This is a genomic window from Azospirillum himalayense (assembly GCF_042657465.1).
Taxonomy (GTDB): Bacteria; Pseudomonadota; Alphaproteobacteria; order Azospirillales; family Azospirillaceae; genus Azospirillum; species Azospirillum himalayense.
The window spans coordinates 61,870-79,924 of sequence record NZ_JBHSLC010000096.1; the positions used below are offsets into that span (position 1 = coordinate 61,870).

General features: G+C 69.2%; 17 protein-coding genes. 5 read left to right on the forward strand and 12 right to left on the reverse strand.

Annotated elements, in window-relative coordinates:
* Positions 1-174 precede the first annotated feature (174 nt).
* The 10 genes from ACFPMG_RS27090 to ACFPMG_RS27135 form a co-directional block, all read right to left on the reverse strand.
* Positions 175-1,680 (reverse strand): tagaturonate reductase, encoded by a 1,506-nt coding sequence (locus tag ACFPMG_RS27090; protein ID WP_376998325.1) that lies wholly within the window; start codon positions 1,678-1,680, stop codon positions 175-177.
* 27 nt (positions 1,681-1,707) lie between these two features.
* Positions 1,708-2,781 carry an aldose epimerase family protein gene (locus ACFPMG_RS27095; protein ID WP_376998326.1) on the reverse strand — a complete coding sequence of 358 codons (1,074 nt, stop codon included), beginning with the start codon at positions 2,779-2,781 and terminating at the stop codon, positions 1,708-1,710.
* 147 nt (positions 2,782-2,928) lie between these two features.
* On the reverse strand, positions 2,929-3,981 hold the full coding sequence (locus ACFPMG_RS27100; protein WP_376998327.1) for a GNAT family N-acetyltransferase: 1,053 nt from the start codon (positions 3,979-3,981) through the stop codon (positions 2,929-2,931).
* A 169-nt stretch (positions 3,982-4,150) separates the two neighbouring features.
* The gene (locus ACFPMG_RS27105) at positions 4,151-4,951 is read right to left on the reverse strand and encodes a MetQ/NlpA family ABC transporter substrate-binding protein (RefSeq protein ID WP_376998328.1); all 801 of its coding nucleotides are present in this window, start codon (positions 4,949-4,951) and stop codon (positions 4,151-4,153) included.
* Positions 4,952-4,961: 10 nt separating this feature from the next.
* A complete protein-coding gene (locus ACFPMG_RS27110) occupies positions 4,962-5,630 on the reverse strand; it encodes a methionine ABC transporter permease (protein ID WP_014198183.1) in 669 nt (222 codons plus the stop codon).
* Positions 5,596-6,660 carry a methionine ABC transporter ATP-binding protein gene (locus ACFPMG_RS27115; RefSeq protein ID WP_376998329.1) on the reverse strand — a complete coding sequence of 355 codons (1,065 nt, stop codon included), beginning with the start codon at positions 6,658-6,660 and terminating at the stop codon, positions 5,596-5,598. Before ACFPMG_RS27115 ends, ACFPMG_RS27110 begins: the two co-directional genes overlap by 35 nt.
* Entirely contained in the window at positions 6,657-8,327 is a 1,671-nt protein-coding gene (locus ACFPMG_RS27120) for an acyl-CoA synthetase (protein ID WP_376998330.1), read from the reverse strand. The genes ACFPMG_RS27115 and ACFPMG_RS27120 overlap by 4 nt, the downstream gene beginning before the upstream one ends.
* A gap of 197 nt (positions 8,328-8,524) precedes the next feature.
* Positions 8,525-9,304: a MetQ/NlpA family ABC transporter substrate-binding protein gene (locus ACFPMG_RS27125; protein WP_014198187.1), complete on the reverse strand. Its 780-nt coding sequence runs from the start codon at positions 9,302-9,304 to the stop codon at positions 8,525-8,527.
* A 73-nt stretch (positions 9,305-9,377) separates the two neighbouring features.
* Entirely contained in the window at positions 9,378-9,578 is a 201-nt protein-coding gene (locus ACFPMG_RS27130; RefSeq protein WP_040138044.1) for a hypothetical protein, read from the reverse strand.
* 424 nt (positions 9,579-10,002) lie between these two features.
* A complete protein-coding gene (locus tag ACFPMG_RS27135) occupies positions 10,003-11,142 on the reverse strand; it encodes a c-type cytochrome (RefSeq protein WP_376998331.1) in 1,140 nt (379 codons plus the stop codon).
* A gap of 150 nt (positions 11,143-11,292) precedes the next feature.
* Between ACFPMG_RS27135 and coxB the strand changes: the two genes are divergently transcribed.
* The 3 genes from coxB to ACFPMG_RS27150 are packed head-to-tail and all read left to right on the forward strand — an operon-like array spanning position 11,293 to position 15,211.
* A complete protein-coding gene (gene coxB, locus ACFPMG_RS27140) occupies positions 11,293-12,315 on the forward strand; it encodes a cytochrome c oxidase subunit II (RefSeq protein WP_376998332.1) in 1,023 nt (340 codons plus the stop codon).
* Positions 12,312-14,843, forward strand: coding sequence for a cytochrome c oxidase subunit I (gene ctaD / locus ACFPMG_RS27145; RefSeq protein ID WP_376998333.1), 2,532 nt, complete (start codon positions 12,312-12,314; stop codon positions 14,841-14,843). The genes coxB and ctaD overlap by 4 nt, the downstream gene beginning before the upstream one ends.
* Positions 14,844-14,851: 8 nt before the next feature.
* Positions 14,852-15,211, forward strand: a complete 360-nt coding sequence (locus ACFPMG_RS27150; protein WP_137142863.1) for a hypothetical protein — start codon at positions 14,852-14,854, stop codon at positions 15,209-15,211.
* 10 nt (positions 15,212-15,221) lie between these two features.
* Here ACFPMG_RS27150 and ACFPMG_RS27155 read toward each other — a convergent pair whose 3' ends face one another.
* On the reverse strand, positions 15,222-16,085 hold the full coding sequence (locus ACFPMG_RS27155) for a DUF2189 domain-containing protein (protein WP_376998334.1): 864 nt from the start codon (positions 16,083-16,085) through the stop codon (positions 15,222-15,224).
* A 244-nt stretch (positions 16,086-16,329) separates the two neighbouring features.
* Here ACFPMG_RS27155 and ACFPMG_RS27160 point away from each other — a divergent pair, with 244 nt between their 5' ends.
* Positions 16,330-16,623 (forward strand): acylphosphatase, encoded by a 294-nt coding sequence (locus tag ACFPMG_RS27160; RefSeq protein WP_376998335.1) that lies wholly within the window; start codon positions 16,330-16,332, stop codon positions 16,621-16,623.
* A gap of 295 nt (positions 16,624-16,918) precedes the next feature.
* A complete protein-coding gene (locus ACFPMG_RS27165; protein ID WP_376998336.1) occupies positions 16,919-17,305 on the forward strand; it encodes a hypothetical protein in 387 nt (128 codons plus the stop codon).
* Between the two features lie 3 nt (positions 17,306-17,308).
* Here the strand turns inward: ACFPMG_RS27165 and lipB are convergent, their stop codons facing one another.
* On the reverse strand, positions 17,309-18,037 hold the full coding sequence (lipB, locus tag ACFPMG_RS27170; protein ID WP_145687402.1) for a lipoyl(octanoyl) transferase LipB: 729 nt from the start codon (positions 18,035-18,037) through the stop codon (positions 17,309-17,311).
* Positions 18,038-18,055 lie beyond the last annotated feature (18 nt).

Genomic DNA, 18,055 nt, shown 5'->3' on the forward strand with positions numbered 1-18,055 from the left:
AACAGGCCGTTGTACGCGAAGGTATATAGCGATTGCGGGCATGGGGCGTTCCCCTCTCCCCTCCGGGGAGAGGGTTAGGGTGAGGGGGTTGCACGTGTGCCGGACGTTAGTGCCACGCGCATCCCCCTCACCGGCCCTGCGGGCCACCCTCTCCCCGGAGGGGAGAGGGTTAAATCAGCTCACCAGGGCTTCCAAAGCGCCGCGCATGCCGCGCTCCTCGATCACCGCCAGATGGGCGGCGGCGCGGTGGGCCAGACCGGGGATGCGGGTCAGGTCCTCGCCCCACAGCGCGGCGTTGGACAGCACGGCGTTCACCAGCGCCACCGGGTCGCCGCCATGCGCCGCCCAAGCGCCGGACAGCGCCGTCAGCACCGCCGCATCGTCGCGGATCGGGTAGGGGCCGGCATCACGGCTGCCGCTGCACGTGCCGTCCGCCGCCAGTGTGCCCTTGTAGAAGCGCAGCAGGGCGGCCAGCGAGAAGGACAGGCCGTCCGGCGCCTCGCCATGGGCGCCGGCGTAATCCTTAAGACTGGGCAGGACGCGGACCTGCCACTTCGACACCGAGTTCAGCGAGATGGCGATCAGCTCGTGCCGGATGTAGGGGTTGCCGAAGCGCTCCATGATGGTGCGGGCGTAGTCCTGGCGCTCGGCGTCCGGCAGCGGGACGAAGGGCACGATCTCCCCGAACATCACCGTGTTCAGGTAGGCGGACAGGGTGGCGTCGTCCATCATGCCCTTCACCGTGTCAACCCCCGCCACGAAGGCGGCGAGCGCGCCGGCGGTGTGGACACCGTTCAGGATGCGCACCTTGCGGGTGCGGTAGGGCTTCAAGTCGTCGGTCCAGACCACGTTCAGCCCGGCCTTGTGCAGCGGGAACTCCTCGGCCAGTGCCGCCGGGCCTTCGATGACCCAGACATGGAAGGGCTCGCCGGCCACGGCCAGCGGGTCCTCATAGCCCCACGTTGCGGCGAGTGTCGCGGCCTCGTCGCGCGGGTAGCCGGGGACGATGCGGTCGACCAGCGTGTTCAGGAAGTGGTTGTGCGCCTCGACCCAGGCGGCAAAGCCGGACTCCAGGCCCCAGCGCTTGGCGTGGGCCAGAACGATCCGCTTCAGCTTGGCGCCGTTGGCCTCGATCAGTTCACAGGGCAGCAAGACGAGGCCGCTCTCCGGCGTGCCGCCCAGCGCGGTGAAGCGGGCGTGCAGAAGGGCCGCGACCTTGGCCGGGAAGCTCTGCGGACAGGTGCCGGGGGTGTAGGGCTCCGTCACGTCGGCGATGCCGGCCTCCGTCGTGTTGGACACCAGGAAGCGCAACGCCGGGGACGTGGCGAGGGCCAGCATGCGGTCCCACTCCGCATAGGGGTTCAGCGCCTCGGACACGCAGCTCACCACCCGGCGGGTTTCGACCTCCTTGCCCTGCTCGATGCCGCGCAGCAGGACGGTGTAAAGCCCCTCCTGCGCGGTCAGAAGACCGGCGACGCCCTGGTCCAGCGGCTGGGCGACGGCGACCCCGGCGCTCATCAGCCCGGCGCCGTTGGCGACGTCCACCATCCAATCGACGAAGCCGCGCAGGAAGTTGCCGTCGCCGATTTGAAGGACGGTGACGGGGAGCCGCGGGGCGCCCGCCGTGTGCGCCACATCGACGGCGCCGGCGGCGAGCGAGTCACGGGAGAGAAGAGGCATGACGGAAGGTCCTTTGGGAATCGGAGTTCAGGCGACGCCGAAGCGGTAGACGATGCGGCCCGCATACCACTGGCCGGGGGCCAGCGCGGTGGAGGGGAAGGACGGGATGTTGACGGCGTTGGGGAAGTGCGACGGCTCCAGGCAGAAGGCGCTGTGCCGGGTGTAGAGTGTGCCGCCCTTGCCGAGGTCGCGCGGTGTCTGGCCGTCCAGGAAATTGCCGGTGTAGACCTGCAGGCCGGGTTCGGTGGAGAGGACCTCCAGCACCCGCCCGCTGCCCGGATGGACGACGCGGGCGTGCAGTCCCAGCGCACCCTCCGGCTTGTCCACCGCGTAATGCAGGTCGTAGCCCTTGCCGAGCGCCAGCATCGGATGGTCGGCGCCGATCCGCGCGCCGAAGGCGGCGGGGCTGCGGAAGTCGAGGGGCGTGCCGGTCACGTCCACCAGCTCCCCGGTGGGGACGGCGGTGGCGTCGAGCGCCAGATAGCGGCTGCCGTTGACCGTCGCCACATGGTCGAGGATGGAGGATCCGGCGTCGCCCGACAGGTTGAAGAAGGTGTGGTCGGTGAAGTTCGCCACGGTCGCCTTGTCCGCCGCGACGGCGGTCCAGGCGATGGTCAGGGCGTTGTCCTCGTCCAGCGCATAGACCAGCCGGACGGGCAGGGTGCCGGGAAAACCCTCCTCCCCGTCCTGGAAGACGTGGGTCAGCTCCAGGCTCGTCTCGTCCAATGGACGCGCGGCGAAGGTGCGGAAGCGCGAGCCGCGCTGGCCGCCGTGCAGCGTGTTGGGCGGCGCGTTGACGGCGGTGCGGTGCTCCACCCCGTCCAGCGTGAAGCGTCCGCCGCCGATGCGCCCGCAATAGCGCCCGATGAAGGAGCCCATGGAGGGCTGGCCGGCCATGGTCCGCTCCAGCGTCTCGTAGCCCTGCACCACGTCGCCGAGGGCGCCGTCGCGGTCGGGCGCCAGGATCTGGACGATCTTGCAGCCGTAATTGGTGATGCGGACGGTCATGCCCCGGCTGTTTCGCAGGGTGAACAGGTCGGTCGGCGTGCCGTCGATGGTGGCGCGGAAATCCTCGCGCCGGAGGTCGGCATAAGGCGTCATGGCGTGGGTGCCCCTTGGACCGGAAAGATGCCGAAAGGATATTGGATATATTAATATATCAGTTATAGGGGCGGAAGGAGAAAAGCGCCCGCCGCCGGAGCGGGCGCTTTTGCCGCACGTGGGCGGCTTGGCGGCGGCTTGGCGGCGTCAGCGGGCCAGGGCTGCGCCCAGCGCCGCGACGTCGATCTGGTGGGTTCGGAGAATCGTGTGCTCCGCGTAGCCGAGGCGGCGGTTGATCGCCAGCATCGGCCCGTTCGTCGCCGCGTTGCGGGTGATCATCAGCCGGACGGAGGGCCGGGCGGAGCGGACATGCCGCAGCAGGGCGGCCTTCAGCCCCTTGCCCACCCCCAGCCCGCGCCGGTCACGGCGCACGCCGGTGACGATCTGATGGACCCGGTCCGTCATCTCCGGGTGCCAGAAAACGTCGCTGAAGGCGATCACCGACCCGTCGGCGTCGCGCAGCACGACCATGTGGTGCTCCACCTGCTGGTACCGGATGTTGCCCTTCCATTCCATGGCCATCGCCATCGTCACCGGGATCAGCGGCTGGTCCAGACGGTCGCGCGGCAGGTCGGGCAGCAGGGCGTTGTGCAGCGGCAGGATCGCTTCGAATTCCGCGTCCGGGACCTCGCCGGCGTGGATGGTTTCCGTCAGGCCGGGAACCGCAAGGGGCATCGCCGCATGCCAATCCTCCACCATCGCCCAATCGACGCCGTCCAGCGACAGCCGGCTGTCCACCGACCGCAGCCGTTCGTCGGCCCCGATGGCGCGGAGGAAGCCGTGGCCGTCCGCGTCGTCGGTGACCAGGGTCAGCAGGCTCTTCCCGTGCGCGATCATCAGGCCGTGGATTTCCGCCAGCAGCCGCCGGCCGATTCCCTGCCGTCGCCACTCCTTCAGCACGAAGCCGTCGGCGTGCAGGTGGGGCAGCGCCGCCCGGATGTCCGGCTGGTCGGGATTGGGCAGGAAGGCGCCGACGATGCCGACGATCCGCCCCTCCGCCCGCGCCACCCAGTGGACATTGCGTCCGAAGGCGCTTGGCCGACGCTCCAGCGCTTCGAACCAGGCGTCGGAGGGCGGGAGATCGTCCGCGTCGGACTGCGCGTGCCGCACCCGGCGGAAAACATGCCGCTCCGCCCACAATTCCGGCGGAGCGCTGTGCGGGTCGAAGGGAAGAATATCGAACGCGGGCGGAGCGGTCATGAACACCCTCGGCGGAACCGATGCACGGAACGCGGGAGTGTGCGGTGTGTCGCCACGCCCCGGGGCTGTGTCGGATCGTCGCAAGCCGAGGGGCACAGACGTTGCCCCGGCCCGTCGACCGGGCCGGGGCAGTTCGCGGAACACAGGAAGGGGCTGTCCTACCCGGCGGTTACCAGGCCGGGACCACCGCGCCCTTGAAGCGGTCGAGGATGAACTGCTTCACCTCGTCGCTCTGATACACCTTCACCAGCGTGGCGACCCACGGCTTGTCCTGGTCGGCCTTGCGGACGGCGATGACGTTGGCGTAGGGGCTCTCGCTGGCCTCTCGGGCGATGGCGTCCTTGTTCGGGTCCAGGCCGGATTCCATGGCGAAGTTGGTGTTGATGACCGCCACGGTCACGTCGTCCAGCGAACGCGGGAGCTGGGCGGCGTCCAGCTCCAGGATCTGGAGCTTCTTCGGGTTCTCGGCGATGTCGAGCGGCGACGCCTTCAGGCCGGCGCTCTCCTTCACCTTGATCAGCCCCTTGGCCTGGAGCAGCAGCAGGGCGCGGCCGCCGTTGGTCGGGTCGTTGGGGATGGAGACCTTGGCGCCGTCGGGCAGCTCGTCCAGGCTCTTCACCTTCTTCGAGTAGACGCCCATCGGGAAGATCACCGTCTTGGCGACGCTGACCAGCTCGTAGCCGCGGTCCTTCACCTGGTTGTCCAGGTAGGGCTGGTGCTGGAAGGAGTTGGCGTTCAGGTCGCCCTGGGCCAGCGCCTGGTTCGGGATGACGTAGTCGGAGAACTCCAGAACCGTCAGGTCGAGGCCCTCCTTGGCGGCCAGCGGCTTCACCTTCTCCAGGATCTGGCCGTGCGGGCCGGGGGTGACGCCGATCTTCAGGGCTTCGGCCGACGCGCCGACGGCGGTCGCCAGGGTCGCGATGCCGGCCACCAGACCAAAGGCCGCGCCGAGCACACGGGTACGGACCATCTCCAACTCCTCAGGACTTCAGGTTGCGTTTGTTGACGCGGCGGGCGATCCAGTCGCCCGTCGATTGAACGATCTGCACCAGCACGATCAGCACGACGACCACGGCCAGCATGACCTCCGGCAGGAAGCGCTGGTAGCCGTAGCGGATGCCGAGGTCGCCCAGCCCGCCGCCGCCGACCGCGCCGACCATGGCCGAATAGCCGATCAGGCTGACCACCGACAGCGTCAGGCCCAGCGCGATGGCGGGCATCGCCTCCGGCAGCAGGACCTTGCGGATGATCTGGAAGGGCGTGGCGCCCATGGACTGCGCCGCCTCGATCAGGCCGCGGTCCACCTCGCGCACGGCGCCCTCGACGATGCGGGCGATGAAGGGCACGGCGGCGACCGTCAGCGGCACGATGGCCGCGGCGGTGCCGATGGAGGTGCCGGCGATCAGCCGGGTGAAGGGGATGATCGCCACCACCAGGATGATGAAGGGGGTGGAGCGCGTCATGTTCACCAGCACGCCGGCGACCCGGTTGAAGGCGAGATTCTGCAGCAGCTCTCCCCGGCCGGTGACGGCCAGGAGCACGCCCAGCGGAAGGCCCAGCGCCGTGCCCAGAAGGCCCGACACCGCCACCATGTAGAGCGTGTCGAGAAGCGCCTTAAACAGCAGCGCGTAGATTTCCGGGGACAGCATGACCGAGCACCTCGACACCGAGCTTGTTGACGTTCAGGAGGCTGATGGCCGCCTCGATGGACTGCGGGTTGCCGATGGCCTCCACCACCAGCGTTCCGAAGGGCGCGCCCTGGATCTCGTCGATCTGGCCGTGCCAGATGTTCAGGTCCAGGTTCAGCTTGCGGCTGATCGCGCTGATCACCGGGGAGGTCGCGCGCTCGCCCGTGAAGGTGATGCGCAGCACCATGTTCGACCCCGGCACCGGCGTCGCCGACAGGCGGGCGCGCAGACTGTCCGGGATGCCGCGGTTGATGACCGGATCGACGAAGGTCTTCGTCGTCTCGTGCTTGGGGTGCGCGAAGATGTCGAAGACCGGCCCCTGCTCGATGATCCGCCCGTTCTCCATCACCGCCACCTTGTGGCAGATCTCCTTGATGACGGCGATCTCGTGGGTGATCAGGACGATGGTCAGCCCCAGCCGCTTGTTGATGTCGGCCAGCAGGTGGAGGATCTGGGTCGTCGTCTCCGGATCGAGGGCGGAGGTCGCCTCGTCCGACAGCAGCACCTTGGGCTTGCTGGCCAGGGCGCGGGCGATGCCGACGCGCTGCTTCTGCCCGCCCGACAGCTCCGCCGGGTAGCGGTCGCGCTTGTCGGTGAGGCCGACGAGGTCGAGCAGCGGCTCCACCGTCGCGCGGATCTGCGCCTTCGCCACCCCGGCCAGCTCCAGCGGCAGGGCGACGTTGTCGAACACCGTGCGCGAGGACAGCAGGTTGAAGTGCTGGAAGATCATGCCGATGGTGTGCCGCGCCGCGCGCAGCTCGCGCGGCGACAGGGCGGTGACGTCCACCCCGTCGACCAGCACGCGGCCCGATGTCGGCTTCTCCAGCAGGTTCACGGTGCGCAGCAGCGTGGATTTGCCGGCGCCCGAACGGCCGATGATTCCGTAGATCTCGCCGCGCCCGATGGTCAGGTCGATGTCGGCGAGCGCCTGGACCGGCTGGCCGGTGCCGCGGGACGGGTAGGTTTTCTGAAGCTGTTCGAAGGTTATCATACGCTCTTGGCCTCCCGACGCGCGCCCAGATCGCGGGCCGCGTCGCGCAGGACGGTCTTCTGGATTTTACCGGTCGATGTCTTCGGCAGATCGCTGAACACAACGGTGCGCGGGACCTTGTAGTGCGCAATGCGGTCGCGGCACCATTGAATTATGTCGGACTCAGAGGGGCGCGCGGCGCCGGGCTTCACCGTCACGAAGGCGCAGGGGCTCTCCCCCCAACGGTCGTCGGGGCGGGCGACCACGGCGGCCTCCAGAACGGCGGGGTGCCGGTACAACGCTTCCTCCACCTCCAGGGACGAGATGTTCTCGCCGCCGGATATGATGATGTCCTTGCTGCGGTCCTTCACCTCGATATAGCCGTCGGGGTGCAGCACGCCCAGATCCCCGGTGCGGAACCAGCCGTCCTTCAGCGCCTCCCTCGTCGCCGCGGGGTTCTTCAGATAGCCCTTCATCACCGTGTTGCCGCGCAGCGCGATCTCGCCGATGGTCTGGGCGTCGGCGGGCACCGGCCGGCCGGTCTCGCGGTCGAGCACGGTCGCGTCCTCCACCGCGACGTGGTTCACTCCCTGCCGGGCGAACTGCAGCGCCAGCCCGTCGGCGTCGAGATGCTCCCAGCCGTTCTGCGGGGCGCAGACGGTGGCCGGGCCGTAGCATTCGGTCAGCCCGTACATGTGCACCACCTCGAAGCCCAGTGTCGCCATGCCGGCGAGGACCGCGGAGGGAGGGGCGGCGCCGCCGGTGCCCACGACGACGCGGCGGGGGGCGGACCGCCGCACCGCCGCCGGGGCGTGGATCAGCATGTTCAGCACGATCGGCGCGCCGCACAGATGGGTGACGCCCTGCTCCGCGATGGCGTCGAAGATCGCCGCCGGCTCCACCCGGCGCAGGCAGACATGGGTGCCGCCCGCGGCGGTGACCGCCCAGCTGTAGGTCCAGCCGTTGCAATGGAACATTGGCAGCGTCCACAGGAAGACGCTCTCGGGCCGGACGTTCAGGGTGAAGGCGTTGCCCAGCGCGTTCAGGTAAGCGCCGCGGTGGTGGTAGACGACGCCCTTGGGGTTGCCGGTGGTGCCGCTGGTGTAGTTCAGCGCGATGGCCTGCCACTCGTCGTCCGGTCCGCGCCAGGGCGCGGGGTCGGCGGCGGCAAGGAAGTCCTCATACTCCACGGCACCCAGCGACGGCGCGTCGGGCGCCTGCTCGTCGGCGATTTCCACCAGCGTGATCGGGCGCTCCGTCCGGGCGAGCGCCGCCTTGGCGACCGGCGACAGCTCGCGGTCGACGATCAGCAGCTTGGTCTCGCTGTGGTCGAGGATGAAGGCGATGGCCGCGGCGTCCAGCCGGGTGTTCAGCGCGTTCAGGACCGCGCCGGCCAGCGGCACCGCGTAATGGGCCTCCAGCAGCGCCGGGACGTTGGGCGCCTGCACCGACACCGTGTCGCCGCGCCCCACCCCGGCCCGCAGCAGCGCCCCGGCGAAACGCCGCACCCGGTCGTGGAACTGCGTGTAAGTGATGGTGCGGCGGCCATGGACGATGGCCGGCTTGTCCGGATAGACCTTCGCCGCGCGTTTCAGGAAGCTGAGCGGGCTGAGCGGGACGTGGTTCGCGGGGTCGGGGGCGAGACCGCGGTCATAGATCGAGGCGGTGCGGCTGAACGGGCCGGTCATGACGGAGCTTCCTGAAAAGTCGAAATTTTTGCCCGTTGATACCCCTCTCCCGCCCCGGGAGAGGGAAGGGGCCCGCGCAACGCGCGGGAAGGGTGAGGGTAAAGCCGAGAATCAGCGCCTTGATCCTCGTGCGACCCTCACCCGGCCCTTCGGGCCAACCCTCTCCCGGGGCGGGAGAGGGAAGGGATGGATGACGCTCACCAGGTCGGGATGATGGTGCCGTTGAAGCGCGTGTTGATGAAGTCGCGCACCTCGGCGGAACGGTACAGCTCGATGAAGCGCTTGATCGCCGGGTCCTCGGCGCGGTCCTTGCGGACGGCCCAGACGAGGTGCCATTTCGACTGGTCGTCCTCCAGAACCAATGCGGTCTTGGGGGTAAGGCCCGCCAGGACCGCGTAGTTCAGCGTGATGACCGAGGCGTCAACGTCGTCCAGCGAGCGCGGAAGCTGGGCGGCGTCCAGCTCCACCAGCTTGATCTTCTTCGGGTTGGACGCGATGTCGGCGATGGAGGTGTTCAGGCCCGCCCCGTCCTTCAGCCCGATCACCCCAGCCTTGGCCAGCAGGAACAGGGCGCGGGCGCCGTTGGTCGGGTCGTTGGGGATGGAGACGCTGGCCCCCTCCTTCAGGTCGGCCAGCGACTGGACCTTCTTCGCGTAGATGCCCATGGGCACGACGATGCTCTTGGCGACCGGCACGATGTCGTAGCCGCGCTGCTTGATCTGGTTGTCCAGGAAGGGCTGGTGCTGGAAGTTGTTGGCGTCGATGTCGCCGGACTGCAGCGCGGCGTTGGGCATGTTCCAGTCGGTGAACTCGATCACCTCCGCCTTCAGGCCTTCCTTGGCGGCGATCTTCGCCGTGTATTCCAGGATCTCGCCATAGGGACCGGCGGACACGCCGAGCTTCAGGGCCGCAGCGCCGGCGCCGGTGGAGACAGTGAGAAGGGCGGCGGTGACAATGGACGTCAGAAAGGCTTTCACGGAACGGGTCCTCTGTGCGCGGTGTGGAATGGTCGGATCGGGCGCGGGGTCGGTGTGAAATGCGGGCGCGCGATCAGCGCCGCCGCACGCCGGAGCGCCGGGCCGCCAACTGTTTGGCGGCTCGCTCCGCCTGTCCGACGTTGCGGAAGGTCTGGCGGTCGAGGTCCTTGAAGGACCAGTCGGACACGAAGAAGGTGAAGCCGCCCTGGCCGGCGACGACGATGCCGGCGGACCGGCCCTGGACCTCGATGGCGTAGGCGTTGGAGGTGCTCATGACGGTGTTCTCCCTCGGCCCGCGGCGCTGTGGCGCGCGGGTTTCATGCGGATCGGATGCTGGTTTGGACGGGTTGGCGCGCTGAGGTCAGCGGCGACACGAGGCGTTGCGCATTCGGCAACACAGGCCCGTCACGGTGCCGGTCCGATCGGATGGGGAGGGGTTGGTCATCATGGTCATTCCGGTCACTCCTTTCAGAGTTCCACGACCGGTATCGTGGCGCTTTAGCGTTTGGTGACGCGGCGCAAGCTGGCGATCAAATTGCCGCGGGGCGCCCCCCTTGGGCGTCCGGCTTTTTATCTACAATGCGAGTGGGCATTCGGTCAAGGCGGAAAGTGAATTGATTTTGTGAAAATGCGCATACAGCAATTAATTTCTGTTGATTAGTCGCCCTTGCCATGATGGTTGCCATGATGGCCGGGCCTCACCGTTGGCCGTCTTCGCGCGCCGTCTCCCGCGGACGGCTCTGCGCGTAGTGCAGCGACAGGGCGCGGATCTGCTCCTCCGTCAGATTGCGCACAGCGGCGCCCATGATCCGGGACAGCGGCGTGTCGCCGTGCGCGTCCCTCTGCCAGAGGCGGAGCTGGTCGGCGATGTAGCTCGCGTGCTGCCCGTCGAGGCGGGGGTAGCGCGGATCGCGGTCCGCGCCGTGGCAGCCGGAGCAGGCCGGAACCCCGGTGTCGCGGTCGCCGGACTCGGCCAGCCGGGCGCCCAGTTCCAGCAGGGCCGGATCGGCGTCGGCGGGCGGGGGCGGGTAGGGCGCCGTCTGCCCCGCATAATGGTCGGCGAGGCCGCGTAGGATCGACTCGTCCAGTCCGGCGGCCACCGGCTGCATGATGCCGCTGTGCCGCCCGCCCTCGGCGTAGGCCTTCAGCGCGTGGAAGAGATACGCGGCGTTCTGGCCGGACAGGCGGGGGAAGGCGGCGGCGCTGTCCCCGGGACCGCCCCCGGCGCCGTCATAGCCGTGGCAGCGGGCGCAATTATCCAGCACCTCGCGGGCGGGGCCGTCCAGCATCACCAGATCGCTCAGCGCCGAGCGGTCGCCGTCCGGCTGCGTCTCCCCGAAGGCCAGACGGCGGTACTCCTCGGCGCTCATGCCGTCGAGCCGGCGCAGGAAGGCGGCCACCGCCCAGGGCTCGTCGTCGCGCGCCTGTGCCGGCCAGGCGGGCATGCCGGCGTATTTGATGCCGTTGTAGGTGATCCAATAGAGCTGCTTGTCCGTCCAGTCCCCGGCATGGCCCGGCAGGAAGGGCGGGGTGGGCAGCATGTGGCGCGAGATCGGGTTGCGCCCGACATCCGGCGCGCCGTGGCAGGGAGCGCAGCCGTCCTCGTAGTGGCCGGCGCCGCGCCGGATCAGCGCTGGATCGTCCAGGTCGGGCGGATCGCTCACGAAGGCGGCGTGCGTCTCGATGGAACTGCGCATCGCCATGCTGAAGAACCAGTGGACCGGTGGCCAGTGCTCCTTGCTGGCGGCGATGCTGTAGAGCCCCGACCAGGCGAACAGGAAGCCCCCCACCGCTTGGGCGCCCAGAACCAGCCCGATGATCGTCAGAACTCTGCGCATGGATGGGACGCTCCGGCTGTTGTGGGTGTTCGTCCCCGAATGAATGCTCCCCTGATGACCGAAGTTCCGGCGGAACCTGCGGCCTTGCCGTGAGTTTAGCCGTGCAACGACGATGCCCGCCGCCGCGGGCCAACGCCGCGAGGGGGGTGCATGGATCGCAGGTCTGGCCGCAGCGAGGGACGCAGACGGAAGTGGCGGGGGGCGGCCCTGGCCGGCGGAATGGGGCTTCTGGCGGCCTGCGAGCGGGGGCCGCAATCCGCGCTGCACCCCGCCGGGCGCAACGCGGAGGCGATCCTTGACCTGACGCTGATTCTCGTCGCCGGGGGCGGGGTCATCTTCCTTTTCGTCATGGCGCTGGCGGGGTACGCCGTCATCGCCCGGCCGGAGCGCTTCCCCGGAAGCCGCGCCTGGATCATCGGCGGCGGCGTCGTCTTTCCCATCGTCACGCTGACCGCGCTTCAGGTCTACGAGTTCGCCGTGGCCCGGCAGCTGTCGGACACCGGCGGGGTGGAGCCGCTGCGCGTTGAGGTCACCGGCTACATGTGGTGGTGGGAGGTCCGCTACCCCGGTGTTGGGGAGGGGGGTGAGGTGCTGCGCACCGCCAACCGCCTCGTCATCCCGGCCGGGCGCCCGGTGGAGGTGGTGGTGACCGCGGCGGACGTCATCCACAGCTTCTGGGTGCCCAGCCTGGGCGGCAAGATGGACATGATCCCCGGCCACGAGAACCGGCTGATCCTGGTCGGCGAGCGGCCCGGGACCTACCGCGGCCAGTGCGCCGAGTACTGCGGCGCCCAGCACGCGCTGATGGCCTTCGACGTGGTGGTGGAGCCGCCCGACCGCTTCGAGGAATGGCTGGCCGCCGAGCGCCGCCCCGCCGCCGAACCCGACGGGCCGCAGCAGGCCGCCGGACGCGACGCCTTCCTGCGCGCCGGCTGCGGGTCCTGCCACACGGTGCGCGGCACGCCGGCCAACGGGGCGGCCGGGCCGGACCTGACCCATGTCGGTGGGCGCGGCGCGCTGGCCGCCGGGACGCTGCCCAACACGCCGGAGGCCCTGGCCGGCTGGATTGCCGGGGCGCAGCACATCAAGCCGGAAAACCGCATGCCGTCCTTCCCGATCCTGGGCGGCGACGATCTGCACGCCATCGCCGTCTGGCTGGAGAGCCTGAAATGACCCCGCCGCTCGACGATGCCGCCCTGCCCAACCGCCTGCCGCGCCCGAAGGAGGAGCTGGAGGCGCTGAAGCGCGCCTGGAAACCGACCTCCGGCCTCGGCCTGCTGAAAGAGGTGAACAACAACATCATCGGGGTGATGTACATCGCCACGGCGCTGCTGTTCTTCGTCATCTCGGGCACGCTGGCGCTGGTCATGCGGACGCAGCTCGCCGTGCCGGAGAACGACGTGCTGGGGCACAGCCTCTACAACCAGTTCTTCACCGTGCACGGCACGGGCATGATGTTCCTGTTCGCCGTGCCCATCGTCGAGGCCATCGGCGTCTTCCTGCTGCCCTCCATGCTGGCGGCGCGCGACCTGCCCTTTCCGCGGCTGTCGGCCTTCGCCTTCTGGGCCTACCTGTTCGGCGGGCTGGCCTTCTTCTGCTCGCTGATCTTCGAGGTGGCGCCGGACGGCGGCTGGTTCATGTACCCGCCGCTGACCAGCATGAAGTTCTCGCCGGGCATCAACGCCGATTTCTGGCTGCTCGGAATCGGCTTCATCGAGATCTCGGCCATCGCCGGAGCCATCGAGATCATCGTCGGCATCCTGCGCACCCGTCCGCCCGGCATGACGCTCGACAAGATCCCGGTCTATTGCTGGTCGATGCTGGTCATGGCGGGAATGATCGTCTTCGCCTTCCCGGCGGTGATCATCGCGACCGCGCTGCTGGAGATCGAACGCGCCTTCGACTGGCCCTTCTTCATCGCGGAGCGGGGGGGCGACCCGCTGCTCTGGCAGCACCTGTTCTGGTTCTTCGGCCATCCGGAGGTCTACATCATCTTCCTGCCGGCGGCGGGGCTGGTGTCGATGATGGTGCCGACGCTGGCGCAAAGGCCCCTGGTCGGCCACGACTGGGTGGTGGTGGCGCTGGTCGGCACCGGCTTCTTCAGCTTCGGCCTGTGGGTGCACCACATGTTCGCCACCGGCATCCCGCCGCTGAGCCTGAGCTTCTTCTCCGCCGCCAGCATGGCCGTGTCGGTGCCCGCCGGAATCCAGGTCTTCGCCTGGATCGCCACGCTGGGCAAGGGACGGCTGCAATGGACGGTGGCGACGTGGTTTCTGCTGGGCTTCCTGTTCATCTTCGTGGCCGGCGGCCTGACCGGCGTGATGGTGGCGGTCATCCCCTTCGACTGGCAGGCCCATGACAGCTACTTCGTGGTGGCGCACCTGCATTACGTGCTGATCGGCGGCATGGTCTTCCCGGTCTTCGCCGGGCTGTATCACTGGTGGCCGACGCTGAAGGGCACCATGCTGTCGGAGCGGCTGGGGCGCTGGGCCTTCTGGATGATGTTCATCGGCTTCAACGTCGCCTTCTTCCCCATGCATGTCAGCGGCCTGATGGGCATGCCGCGCCGCGTCTACACCTACCCGGGGGATCTCGGCTGGAACGTCCTGAACATGGTCTCGACGGTGGGGGCCTTCGTGATGGCCTTCGGCGTCCTGCTGGTGCTGATCGACATGGCGCGCGACGCCTTCGGCCGGGGGCGCCCAGCGCCGGAGAATCCGTGGAAGGCGGGAACACTGGAATGGATTCCGAACGACAATTACGCAACGCGCAGCATCCCGCACGTCCGGTCGCTCTACCCGCTATGGGACAACCCGAACCTGTCGCGCGAGGTGCAGGAGGGCGCCCATTACCTGCCCGGCGCCCCGACCCGGCGGCGCGAGACCATCGTGACCAGCCCGATCGAGGCCCGGCCCCAGTATCTGATGCCGATGCCCGGCCCGCACTGGAGCCATTTCCTCGCCGGGCTGTTCACCGCCGCCCATTTCATCTGTCTGGCGGTGCAGCTCTACTGGGTGTCGCTGGTGCCGGGGGTGCTGGCCATCGCCTCGGTCTTCTGGTGGGTGTGGAGCCTCGACAAGGGGGCCGACCATCCGCCGCAGGACGTCGGCGGCGGCTGGCGGGTGCCGGTCTATCTCCAGGGATCGGAGAACCACTCCTGGTGGGGGACGGCGGTCCTGCTGCTGGTCGACGGGACGGCCTTCGCCTGCCTGTGCTTCACCTACGTCTTCCTGTGGACGGTCAGCCCGGACGTCTGGCCGGCGGGTACCGACGCCCTGCCGGGGCTGGGGTGGCTGTTCGGCGAGGCAGGTCTCTGGGTCGTGGCGGCGGGGGCGATGCTGCTGGCGAGCCGCGCCGTGGCCGGCAACCGCAACTGGGCGATGCGGAGCGCCCTGCTGGCCGGTCTTCTGCTGATTCTGGCCGCCGGGGTGGCCGAGCCCTACAACCGCATCGCCAGCGGCCTCGTGGCGTCGGAGAGTGCCTACGGCGCCATCGTCTACATGCTGGCCTCCTGGCAGCTCTTCCACGTCGTGATCCTGGTCCTGATGACCGGCTACGCGTTGGCGCGCTCCTTCGCCGGCCTGCTGCACGCGCGGCGCCGAGTCACCTTCGACAACGTGATGCTGGTGTGGCTCTACACCTGCGGGCAGGGGATCGTGTCCCTCCTGCTGGTGCATCTGTTCCCGCGTCTGGCCGTGTGAGGCGTGCCATGGAGAAAACGGCGTTCACCGCGACCTTCACCGGGATGATGTCGGCCTTCCTGATCTGGGCGGTCCATTTCGCGGCGGTCTACGGTATCAATGGGCTGATCTGCGCCCGTGCATGGGACGGGGTGGAGTTGTACGGCCACCCCGTCGCGGTGGTGCTGATCCTCGGCGCCACGGCGGTCGCCCTGCTTCTGGCAGCCGGTGTGCTGGCGGCGGCGCTGTGGGGCGCCGCTCCGGGCCGGCGGACCAGCGAGGACCCGCGCCGCTTCATCCGCCTGTTCACCGGGCTCGCCGCCGCGGGCTCGCTGGTCGCCATCCTGTGGAACGGGCTTCCTGCTTTGCAGGTGCCGGCCTGCGGCTAACCCGGCCGCCTCATTCCGGGATCAGCCGGCGGTAGAGGTGCCATGTGGCGTGGCCGAGCACCGGCATGACGATCACCAGCCCGACGAAGGCGGGCAGCGAACCGAGCAGCAGCCCGCCCGCCACGATCATTCCCCAGAGCGCCATGGGCTCGGGATTCCTCAGCGTGGCGCGGACGGAGGTGCGGATGGCCGTCGCCACGCCGACCCGGCGGTCCATGAGGAGCGGGAAGCTGACCACGCTGATCGCCAGCACCAGAACGGCGAACAGGAAGCCGACACCCATTCCCAGCACGATCATCGCCCAGCCGGCGCGGGTGGTGAACAGCGCCTGGACGAAGGCGTTCCAGCCCTCCGGCGCCAGCGGGGCGAGGGTCGCCATGTAGATGAGCTGCGCCGCCACCAGCCACAGCAGGAACACCGCCGTCAGGATCGCTCCCATCGCCAGGATCGCCCCGAAGGCCGGGGAGCGCGCCACGCCGAAGGCGTCCACCCAGGACACGGGGTCGCCCCGCTCGCGCCGGCGGCTCATCTCATAGAGGCCGACCGCGGCGAAGGGGCCGATCAGCACGAAGCCGGAAGCCAGCGGGAACAGCAGGTGCAGCGCGTTCTCGTCGAACACCACCTCGGCCAGCAGCAGCCCGACCAGCGGGTAGATCAGGGCGATGAAGAGGACGTCGGTGCGGCAGGCCATGAAATCATGGAGCCCTTTCCTCAGCGCGTCGCGCAGGTCGTCGCTGCGGATGCGCCGCACGGTCGGCTCCAGCGCCGCCCGATCCCGCGCCGGCGGGGCGATGGCGTGGCCCGCCTCGGCCAAGCCGTGGGACCAGGATTTGAAGTGAGCCGCTCCCCATTCCGCAGGGTTTCGGATGGTCATGTCCGTTCCTCCCGAACCATTCGTTCAGGGAACGCGAGCCCGCCCGTGCCCGGTCGCGGCCTTCGCTGTCGCGGCCCGGCGGTCACAGGAGATCCCGCGCCCCGCCATGCACGGATGATACGCCGACGAATGGTTGGCGGCACTGTTCATTGGGGGAGGGGAGGGCGCAGGGTGGCGCCGGGTTTTCCGGAACCGGCGCTTGTCCTATTGTCCTGACCGTACGGAGACGATACCGGGGATGGGAATGGCGGACGAGGAAGACCGCAAGGCCGTGCTGGCCCGCGTTCATGGCAAGGTGCAGGGCGTGTGGTACCGCGGCTGGACCGTGGACACGGCCAATCGGCTGGGGCTGGCCGGCTGGGTGCGCAACCGTGGCGACGGCACGGTGGAGGCTCTGTTCGCCGGCCCGGCGGACGCCGTGGACCGGATGCTGGAGGCCTGCCGCCGCGGCCCTTCCGCCGCCATCGTCAGCGACATTGCCGTCGAGCCGGCCCGCGATCCCGGTCCGGGCGTCTTCGAGCAGCGCCCGACGCTGTGACGGTGGGATGGTTAGCGTTCTGTTAGTCCGGCGGGGCTAGGCTGTCGGGCGTGGATGAGGGGTCGGATCGCCTTGCCCCCACCCCGGCCCTCCCCCGCTTTCGCAGGGGAGGGAGGATCGTCCCCTCCCCTGCGAAGCGGGGGAGGGTTAGGGTGGGGGCACTCGGGTCGGGATGAGCGGCAAAAGGCCAAAATCAGCGCTTCGCCTCCTGTGCGGCGCCCTCCTGTCGCTCGGCGTGCTGGCAACCGGAGCCGCCTGGGCCAGGGGGCCGCTTGACCGGACGGAGCCGGGGCACATGCCGCCGGTGCCACCCGGCGGCTACGACCTGCCGCTGTCGCCGCCGGTCGTCCAGTACCCGTTGCCGCCGCAATGGGTGACGATCCGCTCCACCCAGGACTGGCGGCACGCCGGCACCTTCGAGAAGGAGCTGAGCAAATCCTGCGCCTCCCGCCAGTTCCGGGAGCAAATGCCCATGCGCTACCGCGCCATCTTCAAAGGCGAGGTCCTGGGCGTCGCCTTCGGTCACGGCCTGAACCTGCACGACCCGAAGAAGCAGGCGAACCGCAAGCTGATCTACCTGTTCCGCAACGGCGACAGCACCGGCTGCACCATCGTGTCGATCACCAACGAGGATCTGCGCGTCCTCAACGACGCGCAGCCCGCCGGGGCGCCGAAGCGGTAGGGCTCATTCCCCTTCCGGCCCGCCGCCGAAGACCTCCGCGAAGCTGGCGATCAGGGCGGCGTCCACATCCTCCATGGCGACGAGATGGCCGAGCGCGACGATGGAGGTCACCCCATGCTCGCTGATGCCGCATGGGACGATGCCGGCGAAGTGCGACAGGTCCGGCTCCACGTTCAGGGCGACGCCATGGAAGCTGACCCAGCGGCGCACCCGCACGCCGATCGCGGCGATCTTGTCCTCCTGGCCGGGGGCGCCGCCGTAAGGTCCCTTGTCCACCCAGATGCCGACGCGGCCCTCCCGCCGCTCGCCGCGGATGTTGAAGGCGGCCAGCGTGCGGATCAGCCACTCCTCCAGATCCTGGACGAAGGCGCGGATGTCGGCGCCGCGCGTCTTCAGGTCGAGCATCACATAGGCCACGCGCTGCCCCGGCCCATGGTAGGTGAACTGCCCGCCGCGCCCGGCCTGATAGACGGGGAAGCGGCCCGGCTCCAGCAGGTCTTCCTCCCGCGCGCTGGTTCCGGCGGTGTAGAGGGGCGGGTGCTCCAGCAGCCAGACCAGCTCCGGCGCGGTGCCGGCGCGGATGGCCTCGACGCGCGCCTCCATCTCGGCCAGCGCGTCGGGGTAGGGGACGGGCGTGTCGCTGATGCGCCACTCCACCGCCCTGGCCGGGGCGGGAACGGCATCGCCGATGGCGTCGGGGGCGGGCGGAACGGGGGCGGTGAGGTCGGTCATCCCGACGTTATGAACTTT

Excerpts from the sequence above, each read along its gene's own strand:
- ACFPMG_RS27090 (WP_376998325.1), bottom strand. The coding sequence starts at position 1,680 with ATGCCTCTTCTCTCCCGTGACTCGCTCGCCGCCGGCGCCGTCGATGTG.
- ACFPMG_RS27095 (WP_376998326.1), bottom strand. The coding sequence starts at position 2,781 with ATGACGCCTTATGCCGACCTCCGGCGCGAGGATTTCCGCGCCACCATC.
- ACFPMG_RS27100 (WP_376998327.1), bottom strand. The coding sequence starts at position 3,981 with ATGACCGCTCCGCCCGCGTTCGATATTCTTCCCTTCGACCCGCACAGC.
- ACFPMG_RS27105 (WP_376998328.1), bottom strand. The coding sequence starts at position 4,951 with ATGGTCCGTACCCGTGTGCTCGGCGCGGCCTTTGGTCTGGTGGCCGGC.
- ACFPMG_RS27110 (WP_014198183.1), bottom strand. The coding sequence starts at position 5,630 with ATGCTGTCCCCGGAAATCTACGCGCTGCTGTTTAAGGCGCTTCTCGAC.
- ACFPMG_RS27115 (WP_376998329.1), bottom strand. The coding sequence starts at position 6,660 with ATGATAACCTTCGAACAGCTTCAGAAAACCTACCCGTCCCGCGGCACC.
- ACFPMG_RS27120 (WP_376998330.1), bottom strand. The coding sequence starts at position 8,327 with ATGACCGGCCCGTTCAGCCGCACCGCCTCGATCTATGACCGCGGTCTC.
- ACFPMG_RS27130 (WP_040138044.1), bottom strand. The coding sequence starts at position 9,578 with ATGAGCACCTCCAACGCCTACGCCATCGAGGTCCAGGGCCGGTCCGCC.
- ACFPMG_RS27135 (WP_376998331.1), bottom strand. The coding sequence starts at position 11,142 with ATGCGCAGAGTTCTGACGATCATCGGGCTGGTTCTGGGCGCCCAAGCG.
- coxB (WP_376998332.1), top strand. The coding sequence starts at position 11,293 with ATGGATCGCAGGTCTGGCCGCAGCGAGGGACGCAGACGGAAGTGGCGG.
- ctaD (WP_376998333.1), top strand. The coding sequence starts at position 12,312 with ATGACCCCGCCGCTCGACGATGCCGCCCTGCCCAACCGCCTGCCGCGC.
- ACFPMG_RS27150 (WP_137142863.1), top strand. The coding sequence starts at position 14,852 with ATGGAGAAAACGGCGTTCACCGCGACCTTCACCGGGATGATGTCGGCC.
- ACFPMG_RS27155 (WP_376998334.1), bottom strand. The coding sequence starts at position 16,085 with ATGACCATCCGAAACCCTGCGGAATGGGGAGCGGCTCACTTCAAATCC.
- ACFPMG_RS27160 (WP_376998335.1), top strand. The coding sequence starts at position 16,330 with ATGGCGGACGAGGAAGACCGCAAGGCCGTGCTGGCCCGCGTTCATGGC.
- ACFPMG_RS27165 (WP_376998336.1), top strand. The coding sequence starts at position 16,919 with ATGCCGCCGGTGCCACCCGGCGGCTACGACCTGCCGCTGTCGCCGCCG.
- lipB (WP_145687402.1), bottom strand. The coding sequence starts at position 18,037 with ATGACCGACCTCACCGCCCCCGTTCCGCCCGCCCCCGACGCCATCGGC.